Genomic DNA, 12,843 nt, shown 5'->3' on the forward strand with positions numbered 1-12,843 from the left:
GCGGGAGGACACATATCGACTCCACGCGAACGTCGTATGGGCGGGCGTGGTGCGACTAGTATAGGGAAGGAATTGTCAGTCGGTTTTCGAACGGCACAGGTTTTCGAACAGTACGAAGGAGCGTCACACGATGAGCGAAGTCATCACCGAGAAGGACAAGGAATACGAGGCCCGCGAGGAGGCGAACGCCCCCGGCGCGGATCAGGCGATGAGCGACCGTGTGAACAACCGTTCGCTGCGTCCCAATTCCAGCGCCTTCATTGATTTCATGAAGACCGGTTGGGACGCCAGCGAACCGGAGATCGAGCCGCTCGAATCCTCGAAGTTCACGCCGGCGCGACTCGCCGCACTGGGCAAGGCGTTCCCCGGCGAGCGTCTGGTGATTCCGGCAGGCAGTCCCAAGGTGCGCAACAACGACTGCGATTACATGTTCCGCCCGGACACCACCTTCGCGTACTACACCGGCCTCGGCCAGGATTACGAGGCGGGTGCCGTGCTGGTGCTCAACCCTCTCGACCCGGATTCGCCCGAGGCGAAGGCCGGCAAGACGCATGAGGCCGAGCTGTTCGTCGCCCCGCGCGCCGACACCGCCACGCAGGACTTCTTCATGAACGCCCATTACGGCGAATACTGGGTGGGCCCTCGCGCCGGTCTCAAGGAAATGACCGCGATGACCGGCATCGAGACGCACGACATCGCCCAGCTGGCTGACGCGCTGTCCAAGGACGTCGGGGCCGAGGCCGGTGCGGTGCGCGTGCGCGTGATCAGCGACGCCGACCCGCAGGTCACGTCACTGGTCGAATCGATCCGTGAGGCCAACGGCTATACCGACCCGGACAAGAACAACGCAGCCGACGACAAGCTGCACGAGTTCGCCGCCGAAGCCCGCATGGTCAAGGACGAGTACGAGATCGGAGAGATGCGCAAGGCTGTCCAGGCCACCAAGCACGGCTTCGACCACATCCTTGCGAAGCTTCCCGAAGCGCTCGACAAGCCGCGCTCCGAGCGCATCCTCGAAGGCGCGTTCAACGCGGTGGCCCGCGAGGAGGGCAACGCGCTGGGCTACGATACGATCATCGCCTCCGGCGAGCACGCGCCGATTCTGCACTGGATGCGCAACACGGGCGTCGTGCGCAAGGGCGACATGCTGCTCATCGATGCCGGTGTGGAGGTCAACAGCCTGTACACGGCCGACATCACCCGCACGTTCCCGACCAACGGCAAGTTCACCGATTTCCAGCGCCGGCTCTACCAGGCGGTGCTGGACTCCCAGCAGGCCGGCTTCGAGGCCGCCAAGCCGGGCGCCACGTACTCCGACATCCATCACGCCTGCATGCGCGTGATCGTGCAGCGCCTGCACGACTGGGGGCTGCTGCCGGTGGACGTCGAGGAATCGCTGTCGCCCGAAGGCCAGCAGCACCGCAGGTGGCTCGCCTGCGGCGTGGCGCACCACCTCGGGCTTGACGTGCACGATTGCGCACAGGCTCGCTACGAGTCGTACCAAGGCGCGAAGATCGAACCCGGCATGATCTTCACCATCGAGCCCGGCCTGTACTTCCGCGAGGACGACCTGCTGATTCCGCCGGAATACCGCGGTATCGGCATCCGCATCGAGGACGACGTGCTGATGACCGAGAACGGCCCCGAATGGATTTCCGCAGGCATCCCGAAGCAGCCCGACGACGTCGAGCAGTGGATGGCCGACATGGCCGCAGGCTCCAAGGCCTGATTGTTCCGATACGATGCCGCCCCTTTCAACGGGGCGGCATCGTCGGTTGTACGCAATATAAGGAGGAATGCCCATGCCAACACCCGAATTCGTATTGGAGTTGCGCAAGAAGATCGGCCATGACCTGTTGTGGCTCAACGGGGTCACCGGCTGCGTGCTGGACGACCGGGGCCGCCTGCTGCTGGGCCGTCGCTCCGACACCGGCGAGTGGGCCATGGTCTATGGCATCAACGAGCCCGGTGAGCAGCCGGCGGATACGGTGGTGCGCGAGATCAAGGAGGAGACCGGCATCGACGCGGTCGTCACAGACCTGGTCGCCGTCACGTCGTCGTCACGCGTGATCACCTATGCGAACGGCGACAACACGATGTACATGGACCACTCGTTCCTGTGCGCTCTCAAGCCCGGCGGCAATGCCGAGCCGTATGTGGGGGACGAGGAAAGCCTGAACGTGGGCTGGTTCGAACTGGATGATCTGCCCGAGCCCCTGGCCGCCAGCACTGTGGAGCGGCTGAAGCTGTTCCGGCGCTATCTCGACAACAAGCGCCGGGGCGACGCCCACGCGCTGTTCGTCGCCGACGGGGTGCAGCGCTAGCGGCGGGTCTGTTTGCGTTTCTAAGTGCGCGCCGAAACGACAAGTGCGCGAACATAGGGACGCAAACCAGGCCATTTGCGTCTCTAAGTGCGCACGGTTGTCGTTTCGGCGCGCACTTAAGGACGCAAACGAGCGCTACACGGTCGTCATAGGGGTTGACCGGTGTGACGTGCCATCCGTCTCACTCGTCTTCCATGTCGGCGAGCTCATGCGCCGGGCAGGCAAGCGCAAGCACGGCCGTGGTCGCTATGAACGCGACGCCACTGAGGATGATTGCCCGCATGATCCATCTCCTATCGCGTGGTCTTCTCATCGGAGAGCCGAACCTTTCCTTATCAAGTACAGCACCATATAAGAGCTCGTTTCATGGGTCAGGTCATACGAACGGTCAATTTTTGGTGACGACTTCGTGAATTACGCCGTCATCGTGCCTGCGATTGGCGTCGCAATGACGCGGCGGCGACCTGCTGGCCGGATATTGCCGTCGGCATATGACAGGACGACCATTAGAATGGCGTAACGGAACCATTGACAAGCAAACGAGGTCGACATCAGCATGTCTTTTGAACATCCGAACCGCAACAACGAGTCCATCCGCGACGTGGAGCGCGACATCATGCGCCGCCCGCCGGAGCACAACACCACGAATCTGGATCTGGACCGGATGAACCTCATGCTCGACGTGCTCGGCCATCCGGAGCACTCGTTCCGTGTGATCCACGTCACCGGCACGAACGGCAAGGGGTCGACCGCCCGCATGGCCGAGGCCCTCTGCCGGGCGTATGGGCTGCGCACCGGCCTGTATACGTCGCCGCACCTGGAACGTATCAACGAGCGCATCGCCATCGACGGGCAGGAGCTGAGCGATGACGATTTCGTGGACATGTGGGATCAGATCAAGGATCTGGTCGCCATCGTCGACGCGAAGATGGCCGAGTCCGGCCGCCCCCCGATGAGCTTCTTCGAGGTGCTGACATCGATGGCCATCTGGAAGTTCGCCGACGCGCCGGTCGACGTTGCCGTCGTCGAGGTCGGCATGGGCGGCCTGTGGGACGCGACGAACGTGCTGGACGCGGACGCGGCCATCATCGGCCCGGTCGACATGGATCATATGCAGTGGCTTGGCGACACCGTCGAGCAGATCGCCACCGAGAAGGCCGGTATCATAAAGCCGAACTGCACCGCCATCATCGGGCCGCAGCCGCATGAGGAGCGGGTCATGCCGATTCTGATGGAGGCCGCCGAGCGCAACCATGCGACGCTGATACGCGACGGCTATGAGATGGAGGTCACGGACCGCGTGCCTGCGGTCGGCGGCCAGATCGCCACGCTGCACACACCGAACGGGGTGTACGAGCAGGTGCCGATCGCCAAGTTCGGCGAGCACCAGGCACACAACGCGCTCGCCGCGCTCGCTGCCGCGGAGGCGGTCATCCCGGTCAACGGGCCGTTGAACGGCGACCTGGTCGGGCAGGCGCTGCAGGGCGTCAAGGTGCCCGGCCGCATAGAGCAGATCCGCACGTCGCCGACGATCATCCTTGACGGCGGACACAACGTGAACGCGGCCGAGGCGCTGCGCAAGGCCATCGAGGAAAGCTACGACTTCACACAGCTGGTCGGCGTCGTCGCGATGATGGGCGACAAGCAGGTGGAGGAGTATCTCGGCGTGCTGGAGCCGATCCTGAGCCAGGTCGTCGTCACCGAGAACTCGTGGCGCGACCGCGTCATGCCGGCCGAGGAACTGGAGAAGATCGCCGTCCAGGTGTTCGGCCGCGACCGTGTCATCCGCGAGGACAGCCTGCCAGACGCCATCCAGAAAGCGGTCGACATGGTGGATGTCGAGGATGAGACCGGAGTCGGCTACGGCCGTGGCGTGCTGGTCTGCGGCAGTTTCGTCACCGCCGGAGACGCGCGCACGCTGCTCAAGGAGCGGATGAACGCCGACCTCGCCAAGCCGAAGGCCGAGCGTGTCAATCCCTCGGTGGGCGAGCCCGAGCCGCGCACCGGCGCCGGAGACCCTGCACGGTCCGGGGTGGAATCGGACGCCGACACGGACTTCGCCACCGATGCGAACCCCGATTTCAACGAGAACGACTTCGGCGATTTCGGCTTTGACAAGGCCGCCAAGGAGGCTGCCAAGGAGGCCGCCAAGGAGGCGGATGCCGCCGACGGCGGTCCCAAGGGCGGACAGGCCTAGTCGACATGTATCTCAAGGAACTCACGCTGCGCGGCTTCAAATCGTTCGCATCTGCCACGACGCTGCGATTCGAGCCGGGCATCACCGCGGTCGTCGGTCCGAACGGTTCCGGCAAGTCGAACATCGTCGACGCGCTCACCTGGGTGATGGGTGAACAGGGCGCGAAGAACCTGCGCGGCACGTCGATGGAGGACGTGATCTTCGCGGGAACGTCCTCCCGCCCGCCACTCGGCCGCGCACAGGTGAGCCTGACGATCGACAACACCGACCACACGCTGAACATCGACTACAGCGAGGTGACGATCAGCCGCACCATCTTCCGCAACGGGGGTTCCGAATACGCGATCAACGGCTCGGCCTGCCGTCTGCTCGACATCCAGGAGCTGTTGAGCGACACCGGGCTCGGGCAGCAGATGCACGTGATCGTCGGGCAGGGGCGGCTGGACGCGATTCTGAGGGCCGATCCCAGCGGCCACCGCGCGTTCATCGAAGAGGCCGCGGGCATCCTCAAGCACCGCAAGCGCAAGGAACGTGCGCTGCGCAAGTTGGCGAACACCGAAACGAACCTGTCGCGGCTCGACGACCTGCTGAGCGAGATACGACGGCAGCTCGGGCCGCTTGGCCGGCAGGCGCGTATCTCGCGCAGGGCCGACAGCATCCAGGTGACGTTGCGCGATGCGCAGAGCCGCCTGTACGCCGACGATGCCGTCGCCGCGATGGCGAAGCGCGACGCGGTGCGCGGCGAGCTGGCTTCGGTGCGTCACGACCTGCAGGCCGCGCAATCGGAGCTCGCCCGGGTCAAGGTGCGCATCGAACAGATCGAATCGCTGAGCGCGCAATCCAGCCCGGCACTCGCGCGAATCAACCAGACCTGGCATGAGATGTCTCAGATACAGGAACGGCTGAAATCGTTGTCCTCACTGGCCGGCGAACGCGGACGGTCGCTGCTCGGGCAGCTGGTGACCTCTCTCGGCGAGGACCCCGACATGCTGAACAAGCGGGCGGAGGAACTGGAATCGCAGGCGCGGCGGCAGTCGGAGACAGTCAACGACATGCGCATCGCGCTCGACAAGGCGATACAGGAGCGCGCCGACGACGAGAAAAAACTCGCCTCGGTGCGGCAGACCCTGGCGGAGCTGCGCAAAAGCGCCCAGCAGCGCGACTTGCAGATCGCGAACCTCAACGCGCTGATCGCCCGCGAGGAGGCGGCCGCCGAACTTGCAGACACACGCGCCAAGGATTTCACCGCGCAGCGCGAAACACTTCAGACCCAGTTGTCGCAGGCGCGCTCGCAGTGCGAGTCGTTGGAACGCGAGGCCGACAACGGCGACGATGACGGCGGCAAGGCGCTGGAACAGGCGCGGGCCGATCTCGCCAAGCGGCAGGAGGCGCTTGACGACGCGCTCGCGCGGCAACGGGACGTCGACGGTTCGATCATCACGCTGCAGGCCAAAGCCGACGCGCTGCGCGACACGCTGGAATCGCGCAACGCCTCCGGCGCTCTCGAACAGGACGATCAGGTGGCCGCGATGGGGCGGCTCGCCGATTTCATCCACGTCGAGGAAGGCTGGGAGGAGGCCATCGCCCACGCGCTGGACGCGTTCTCGGGCGCCATCGTGGTGCCGGGGGAGCGCAACCTCCTGCATGCGCTGCGCAAGGCGAAGCAGGATCGTCTGGGCAAGGCCGTGCTCGTGATGTCCGACGCGGCTGAAAGCGGTGCCGGTGCCCCGGAACAGGTGGCCGTCGCTGAGGAGAACGATGGTTCGCCATATCGGACGCCGTGTGCGGCCGGCACGATGGTGTCGGCGAATCCGGATGCACCGGACCCGGGCCGAGCCGCGGGGGTCGTCGGCGCGGTGCGGCTGCTGCTCAACAACGTCGTCGCGGTCGAGACGATGGATGAAGCCGTGCGGATGGTCCGCGACGGCGGATGGGCGCAGGCCATCACCCGCGACGGGGAGGTCGTCAACCCGGTGGGTGCCGTGGGCGGTTCATCACTGTCGCAAAGCGATCTGTCCTTGGCGGCGAGGCGGGATAAGGCGCTGAAGCGGATTACGGTGCTGCAAGGGCAGCTGGACGACATCACGCGGCAGGTTGGCGAGGCCCGTCAGCGGCGGGACCAGGGGCGAGTGCTGGTCGACAAGGAATCGCAGCGGCGCATTCAGGCCAAGCTCAAGTCCGAACAGGCCGCGAAGGCGTTGCAATCGGCCGAGTCGCGGATGAAGGGCGTGGAACGTCAGGTCGCGGCGATCGAGGAGAAGCTGCGCGGCAGTGTCGAGGAACGCCGGAGCCATCAGTTGAAGCTCGACGATTTGCGGCGGGCGCTCGCCGCGATCCGGGATTCCGGCGCGGAACATGCCGACGTCGACGAGCTGGGGGAGCGCGAGCATCGGCTGGAAGCCGCGTTGAACGCTACCCGCGAGCATGAGGTCACCGCGAAGATCGCGTGGACGGAGGCGGAACGCAAGGTCGAGTCGTTCAAGCGGCAGGCCGGGCTGTTGCGCGACAACGCCGCGGAGGCCACGCAACGACGCGCGCGCATCGAGGCCATGAACGAGCGTCGCAAGGCGCAGGCCGCGCACGCGCAGCGCATCGCCGACGATGCCGCGCAGGTCGCCTCCCTGGTGGCGGCGAGCATCGACGATGTGATCGCCAAGCGCGAGGCGCTGCAGGCCGAGGCATCGAGCCACGACGCGGAGCTGAAGACGCTGCGGGCGCAGCGCGATGGCATCGAGCCGAAGGTCGCGGGACTGCAGCGGCGTGAACACGAGCTGGATGTGGATCGCGAACGATTGGCCGGGGAATTCGGGCAGTTGACGCAGAAGGTGTCGGATGACCTGGGACTTTCCATCGACGAGCTCACCCGCGATTTCGGCCCCGAGCGGCCGGTGCCCGTGCTGGACGAGAACGGGCGTCCCGTGCCGCGTGCGGACGCTTCTGAACCTGAATCCGAGTCCGAACCAGGCTCCGAATCTGACGGAGGCGACGACCCGAGCCGGTTCGAAACCGTTCCGTATGACCGTGCGGAACAGCGCAAGAGGCTGGAGAAGGCGAAGCGCGACCTCGCCGCGCTCGGCAAGGTCAATCCGTTGGCCGGCGAGGAATACGACGCGCTTGAGACCCGCAACCAATACCTGAACGACCAGCGCAACGACGTGGTCAAATCTCGCGATGATCTGATGAAGCTCATCAGGGATCTGGATTCCACGATGGTGAGCGTGTTCAAATCCGCGTTCGATGATACCGCCGCCGCGTTCGAGAAGATGTTCGCCACGCTGTTCCCCGGCGGTACCGGCCGTTTGCGTCTCGACGACCCCGATGACCTGCTTGCCACGGGTGTCATCGTCGAGGCGAGCCCGGCCGGCAAACGCGTCAAGCAGCTGAGCCTGTTGTCCGGCGGGGAGCGGTCCCTGACCGCGCTGGCGCTGCTGTTCGCGATCTTCACCGCGCGGCCGAGCCCGTTCTACGTGATGGACGAGGTGGAGGCCGCGCTCGACGACGTGAACCTGACCCGCCTTATCAACGCGTTCAACGAACTGCGCGAACACGCCCAACTCATCATCATCACCCACCAGCAGCGTACGATGTCGATCGCCGACGCGCTGTACGGCATCACGATGCGCTCCGACGGCGTCACCGCCGTAGTCAGCCAGAAACTCAGCCGCTGACCCCACATCGAAGACCACCCTCCGGCGCTGCGCGCCACCTCCCGTCAGCGGGAGGATTACCGATTGCCGACCCGCTGGCGGGAGGTGTCGGCCGTAGGCCGACTGGGGGTGGCCGTGCATCCGGGGATGTGGCTGTTGCTCCGCCCGACCGACCTTTTTCGCCTGCGCCGACTCTAGCGGCGGATGGCCTTGGCCCAGCTGACGGTGTCCTCCACGAGGACGGCCTGGGCGTCGATGATCGGCAGCTGAGGCAGCGGGAACGCCTCGTTGAGCACGGAGAGCTCGGTGCAGCCGAGCATCAGCGTATCGCAACGGCACGTGCCGGCCGGATCGAGCATCGCCTGCAGCACCGACTCGTAGCGCTGCAGATTCAGGTCGCCGGTTCCCTTCACGTCGTCGTAGATCAGTGACGTGATGCGCTCCTGCAACTCGTCGTCCGGCTCGACGAAGGTGTAGCCGGCCTCCTCGACGGCCTGACGGTACACGCCCGAAGCCCGCGAGCCCATCGTGCCGAGGAATCCGACGCGGTGGAAACGCTCCTTGGGGTATTGCCCGGCCATGTGCGCGACGGCGCCGCGCGGCATGTGCAGGATCGGCACCGGCGTCAGCGACTGGAAATGATCGTAGAAGTAATGCGCGGTGTTGCAGGTGAGCACGATGAAGCTCGCGCCCATCGCGGTCGCCTTGTCGATGTCGTCGGCGATTATCGGGAACGGGTCATCGTCGGACTGCCCGATGATGAACGCGGTCCGGTCGGGCACGGCCGCGTCGTTGAACACGACGTAGTCGAGGAACTCCTGGTCGCTGTGGGCGTGCGTCTCACGGTTGACCAACCGGATATAGCTTTCCGTGGCCAGCGTGCCCATGCCGCCCAATACCGCAAAAAATGGTCGTCTCATAAATGTCGCCGTCGATTCCGAAAAGTCAGTCGTTCTTGCCGAGATACGTGTCGTAGTTCTTCGCGGTCAGCCGGTGCAGCCTCCACAGCAGCAGCCGGCGCCTGAACGACAGGTCCCGCCCGTAGCGCAGCGTCCAGCCGGATTTGCCCGCCTTGTGCAGCGCGATTCCGCGGTCAAGCGCCTCCCCCGGCTCCGCGTACTTCTTGAGCGTCGAGAACGGCACCTCCAGCAGCATGCTGTCACCGCGGCCGATGACCGTGTCGCCCTCCATCGGGTTGCCGAGCACCAGGTCGTCGACGAAATACTCGGCCAGATTGAAGCCGTTAAGCGTCACGAAGAAGTTCGTGCGGCCCTGGCGCAAGTTGATTTCGAACAGCTTGTACTCTCCGTCGCGCGGGTCGAACTTGATGTCGAAGTTCGCGACGCCCTCATATCCGATGCTTTCCAGGAAGCTCTTGATCTTCAGGCAGAATCCCTCGTTGTAGTCGGGGATGATCGCCGCGTAGTTGCCGATGGCCTCCGGCGTCGGGTCGGCGAGCAGCACGTGGCCGAGCACCATCATGCGCACATGGTGGTCATGGTCGACGTAGGCGTTGAGCACGCGCATGTTGGCGTCGGAGCCGGGGATGAAGTCCTGGATGATCAGCTCGGAGCCGTAGCCGGCGCCGTAGATCGCGGAGACGACATGGGCCAGCTCCTCGGGCGTGTGCAGAATGAACGCCTTCTTGCGTCCGGGGAAGTCCACGTGCAGGTATTCGACGCTGTTCGCCGGCTTGACGGCCACGGGGAAGCCGAACGGCAGGTCGTGATACTTGCCGGCCGCGGCACCGGCCTTGTCCAGAACGAACGTGAGCGGGTGCGGCAGGTCATACTGGGCGCACAGCTCGTAGAAGGAGGTCTTGTTGCTCAGACGGTCGTGCAGGTCGGCATCGACCGACACGAACGTGAAATACGGCTTCAGCTCGTCCTTGTACCGGCTCAGCAGCTCGCTGTAGTCGTCACCGCACGCGATGAGCAGGAACGTGGTGTCGGGTCGCTCGGACGTGAGCCGGCGACCGGCCTCGACCATGTGACGGCGGAAGGATTCCGGCTCGGTGAAGTCCGCGAAGAACGTCGGCTCCATAATCGAACTGAATTTGGTGACGGAAAGCTGCATACGGCCGTATACCAGCGATTTCAGGCCATACGCGCTGTGGAACGCGCGGGCCATCGCGTAGGCGCAGGTTTCACTGCCGAGTAGTACAGGCTGGAAAGCCGTCATTATCGATCCTTCTGTTGGACGTTCACGATTGCTTATGACATTCTACATACTCCGTGTGGCGATGGGAGGCCGTTTCGTGCGCAGAGTGCGAAGATGCGGTCACGCGGGCCGTTGCCCCTGGCGCGGGGGGACGATACATTGAAATAAGACGTATTCTCCCGATGGAACGAGGTTGGTCATGGAAGAGACGACGGCACGGGGATTCGCGGAACTTCGTGAGGCGTTGGCGTCCCGCACCGGGACGCGGCCGGAGGACTGGTTCCCGGTCTTCAAGGCACGGTACGGCATGCAGGTGGCGTTCGACGCAGTGAGGTCGGTTCGTGGCGACGGCTCGGTGCTCACCCAGCTGTTCACCTGCTGCACGGCGGTCGATCCGATTGTTGTGAGCGGGCTGAGACCGCGGTATGCGGATGTGGGCGCCGACACGATGGGCATTGACGTCGCCAAGGTGGAGTCCATGCCGCTGGGGAGCGACGAGCAGGTGCATGCGATGGTGATGCAGCATACGTTTGGCGCGATCGATGAGGACTCGTCCCGGCGGCTGGCCGCGCTGGCGGGGGAGATGGGGGCGTTGCTCGTCGAGGATTGCGCCCACTGCGTGACCCGCATGGCCCGTGATGCTGCGGGATGGCCGTTGGCCGACATTTCCGTGCACTCGTTCGGCGTGGAGAAGATGCTGCCGACCAGATTCGGCGGCGCCATCTGGGTCAATCCGCGGCTGCGTGAGCGGGATGCGGCGCTGGACGCCGAGACCCGAGGCCGGCTCGCCGCGCTGGAGCAGCCGTCCCATCATCTGGATACGGTCACGAAACTGTATATCAACGAGAACCGCGTGCTGTCGCGTCTGGGCGGATTCGGCGGGTGGATGCGTGAGCGACTCACCGCTTCGGGCTGGTATGAGCCGCCGATTTCCGACAAGGAGCGTCGCGGCGCACTGGAATATGAGCCGATGACGGTGACGCCGTGGATCGCACAGCAGGCGGTGGCCGGCATCTCCGCGCTCGACGCCAATGAGAATGGGCGGCGCGCGGTCGTGACCATGTATCGCGAGGCTTTTGCGGGCGTCGACGGGTTGGACGTTCCGGCAGTGGCGATGAACGGCGAGGCGCAGCCGCTGTTGCGGTTCCCGTTGTTCGCGCGGGATACCGAGGCGGCGGAGCGCATCATCGCCGCAGCGCGGCAGGCGGGTGGCTACGCCGAACGCTGGTACCGCCCCGAACTGTTCCCCGGCGTGACCGATCCGGCCGCCTATGGGCTCGACACGTTGGACCGCTCCACCGTGCCGGTCAGCGACCGTCTGGTCTCCACCGCGCTATGCCTGCCCACCGAACTGGGTGAAGACGCGGTTCGCCGCGTCATCGACGCCGTCCGCGCCGCCGTCTGACCACCGGCACGTCTGACCGCCCTCTGGCGCGCGCAGCGGGTGTTCAGACGTCTCACCCCGTTGCACCGCGCCGGGAATCTTACTTCTTGAGGGTGTTCTTCAGTGATTTGGCGAGCTTGAGGGAGCTGTAGAAGGCCTTCTTGATCGGCACGTCACGCCCGGCGGCCACCGGGGTGATTTCCTCGGTGAACTTGCACTTGAATTCGTTGAGGCCGTTGAGGCTCGGTGCCAGCTCGGAGCCGATGCCCATCAGATCGTATTCGGTGATGCCCTGCGAGCCAAGGATGCAGCACTCGGTGTACAGCAGCTTGTCGGTCACGTGCAGGCGCATCACGTCGTTGCGCATGCCGGCATAGTAGCGTACCGCGTGCGTGCCGTTGACGGTCACGATTGACCATGCCACCACGCGGCCCTCGATGCGGGCCGCGAACACGCGGCAATGATCCGCGCCCAGCGCCTCGATCATGTCGGAGTAGTCGGTGATCGGAGCGGGCGTGAATCCGTCGCGCTTGCCGGTCTCCACCATCACGTCGTAGTATTCCGCGAAGTCGGCGATCGCCTGCTTCGTCTCGTCGGCGATGTCGGCCGGGCATTCGCGCAGCGACTTGCGTACGTCGCGGCGGCCGCGACGCTTCATGCGACTCAGGATCGCATCGTCGCCGCCGGTCACGTCGATCACCACGGTCTGGTCGTACGGCACGGTCGACAGCACCGGCACGGTGCCGTCGGTGAACCACGTGTCGATGCGGATGAACGCCACGTGCCTGTCCGCTCGGTGCACTTCGGCGGCGATCGCGTCGATGGCCTCGCGTTCCAGCGCCTCGTCCGGCTTGACGATCCAGACCGGGCCGTGCATCGAACGCAGGTAATGGTATCCGTGCGTCTCCATGTCGATGAACGCGATGAACGCGACGGTCTCGCCGTCTCGCTGGATCAGGTACACGCCCCAAGGAGTGCGGCCGGGGATGTCCGCCTGGAAGCGTGCCCACACGTCGGTCTGTTCGATCGGCAGCGTCACGCCGGCATCGGCCGCCGCCTGTTCCATTTGCTGGTAGTCGGTTTTCTGTAACGTAATCATGCTTGTCTTGCTTGTCTTTCTATCGGTTCGTG

At 65.0% G+C, this 12,843-nt stretch carries 8 protein-coding genes; 5 read left to right on the forward strand and 3 right to left on the reverse strand.

What is annotated here, in order from left to right:
• Positions 1–130: 130 nt before the first annotated feature.
• The 4 genes from BBBF_RS02845 to smc all read left to right on the forward strand — a co-directional run bounded on the left by BBBF_RS02845 (position 131) and on the right by smc (position 8,189).
• Positions 131–1,729: an aminopeptidase P family protein gene (locus tag BBBF_RS02845; protein ID WP_021647906.1), complete on the forward strand. Its 1,599-nt coding sequence runs from the start codon at positions 131–133 to the stop codon at positions 1,727–1,729.
• Between the two features lie 73 nt (positions 1,730–1,802).
• Positions 1,803–2,324, forward strand: coding sequence for an NUDIX hydrolase (locus BBBF_RS02850; protein WP_033509470.1), 522 nt, complete (start codon positions 1,803–1,805; stop codon positions 2,322–2,324).
• Between the two features lie 556 nt (positions 2,325–2,880).
• On the forward strand, positions 2,881–4,521 hold the full coding sequence (locus tag BBBF_RS02855; RefSeq protein ID WP_003812367.1) for a bifunctional folylpolyglutamate synthase/dihydrofolate synthase: 1,641 nt from the start codon (positions 2,881–2,883) through the stop codon (positions 4,519–4,521).
• Between the two features lie 5 nt (positions 4,522–4,526).
• Positions 4,527–8,189: a chromosome segregation protein SMC gene (gene smc, locus BBBF_RS02860; protein ID WP_021647909.1), complete on the forward strand. Its 3,663-nt coding sequence runs from the start codon at positions 4,527–4,529 to the stop codon at positions 8,187–8,189.
• Between the two features lie 173 nt (positions 8,190–8,362).
• Here the strand turns inward: smc and BBBF_RS02865 are convergent, their stop codons facing one another.
• Together BBBF_RS02865 and BBBF_RS02870 are read right to left on the reverse strand one after the other, a co-directional pair.
• Positions 8,363–9,088: an aspartate/glutamate racemase family protein gene (locus tag BBBF_RS02865; protein WP_033509468.1), complete on the reverse strand. Its 726-nt coding sequence runs from the start codon at positions 9,086–9,088 to the stop codon at positions 8,363–8,365.
• Between the two features lie 25 nt (positions 9,089–9,113).
• Positions 9,114–10,349: a carboxylate--amine ligase gene (locus tag BBBF_RS02870; protein WP_013389675.1), complete on the reverse strand. Its 1,236-nt coding sequence runs from the start codon at positions 10,347–10,349 to the stop codon at positions 9,114–9,116.
• A 178-nt stretch (positions 10,350–10,527) separates the two neighbouring features.
• On the opposite strand from BBBF_RS02870, the gene BBBF_RS02875 reads away from it, so the two are divergent.
• The gene (locus tag BBBF_RS02875; protein WP_021647911.1) at positions 10,528–11,733 is read left to right on the forward strand and encodes a DegT/DnrJ/EryC1/StrS family aminotransferase; all 1,206 of its coding nucleotides are present in this window, start codon (positions 10,528–10,530) and stop codon (positions 11,731–11,733) included.
• A gap of 79 nt (positions 11,734–11,812) precedes the next feature.
• Here the strand turns inward: BBBF_RS02875 and BBBF_RS02880 are convergent, their stop codons facing one another.
• The gene (locus BBBF_RS02880) at positions 11,813–12,811 is read right to left on the reverse strand and encodes a lipid II:glycine glycyltransferase FemX (RefSeq protein WP_003812377.1); all 999 of its coding nucleotides are present in this window, start codon (positions 12,809–12,811) and stop codon (positions 11,813–11,815) included.
• Positions 12,812–12,843: the final 32 nt, after the last annotated feature.

This window comes from Bifidobacterium bifidum ATCC 29521 = JCM 1255 = DSM 20456 (assembly GCF_001025135.1).
Classification (GTDB): Bacteria; Actinomycetota; Actinomycetes; order Actinomycetales; family Bifidobacteriaceae; genus Bifidobacterium; species Bifidobacterium bifidum.

Coding starts and splice junctions, on each gene's coding strand:
- BBBF_RS02870 (WP_013389675.1), bottom strand. CDS start 10,349: ATGACGGCTTTCCAGCCTGTACTACTCGGCAGTGAAACCTGCGCCTAC.
- smc (WP_021647909.1), top strand. CDS start 4,527: ATGTATCTCAAGGAACTCACGCTGCGCGGCTTCAAATCGTTCGCATCT.
- BBBF_RS02865 (WP_033509468.1), bottom strand. CDS start 9,088: ATGAGACGACCATTTTTTGCGGTATTGGGCGGCATGGGCACGCTGGCC.
- BBBF_RS02845 (WP_021647906.1), top strand. CDS start 131: ATGAGCGAAGTCATCACCGAGAAGGACAAGGAATACGAGGCCCGCGAG.
- BBBF_RS02855 (WP_003812367.1), top strand. CDS start 2,881: ATGTCTTTTGAACATCCGAACCGCAACAACGAGTCCATCCGCGACGTG.
- BBBF_RS02875 (WP_021647911.1), top strand. CDS start 10,528: ATGGAAGAGACGACGGCACGGGGATTCGCGGAACTTCGTGAGGCGTTG.
- BBBF_RS02880 (WP_003812377.1), bottom strand. CDS start 12,811: ATGATTACGTTACAGAAAACCGACTACCAGCAAATGGAACAGGCGGCG.
- BBBF_RS02850 (WP_033509470.1), top strand. CDS start 1,803: ATGCCAACACCCGAATTCGTATTGGAGTTGCGCAAGAAGATCGGCCAT.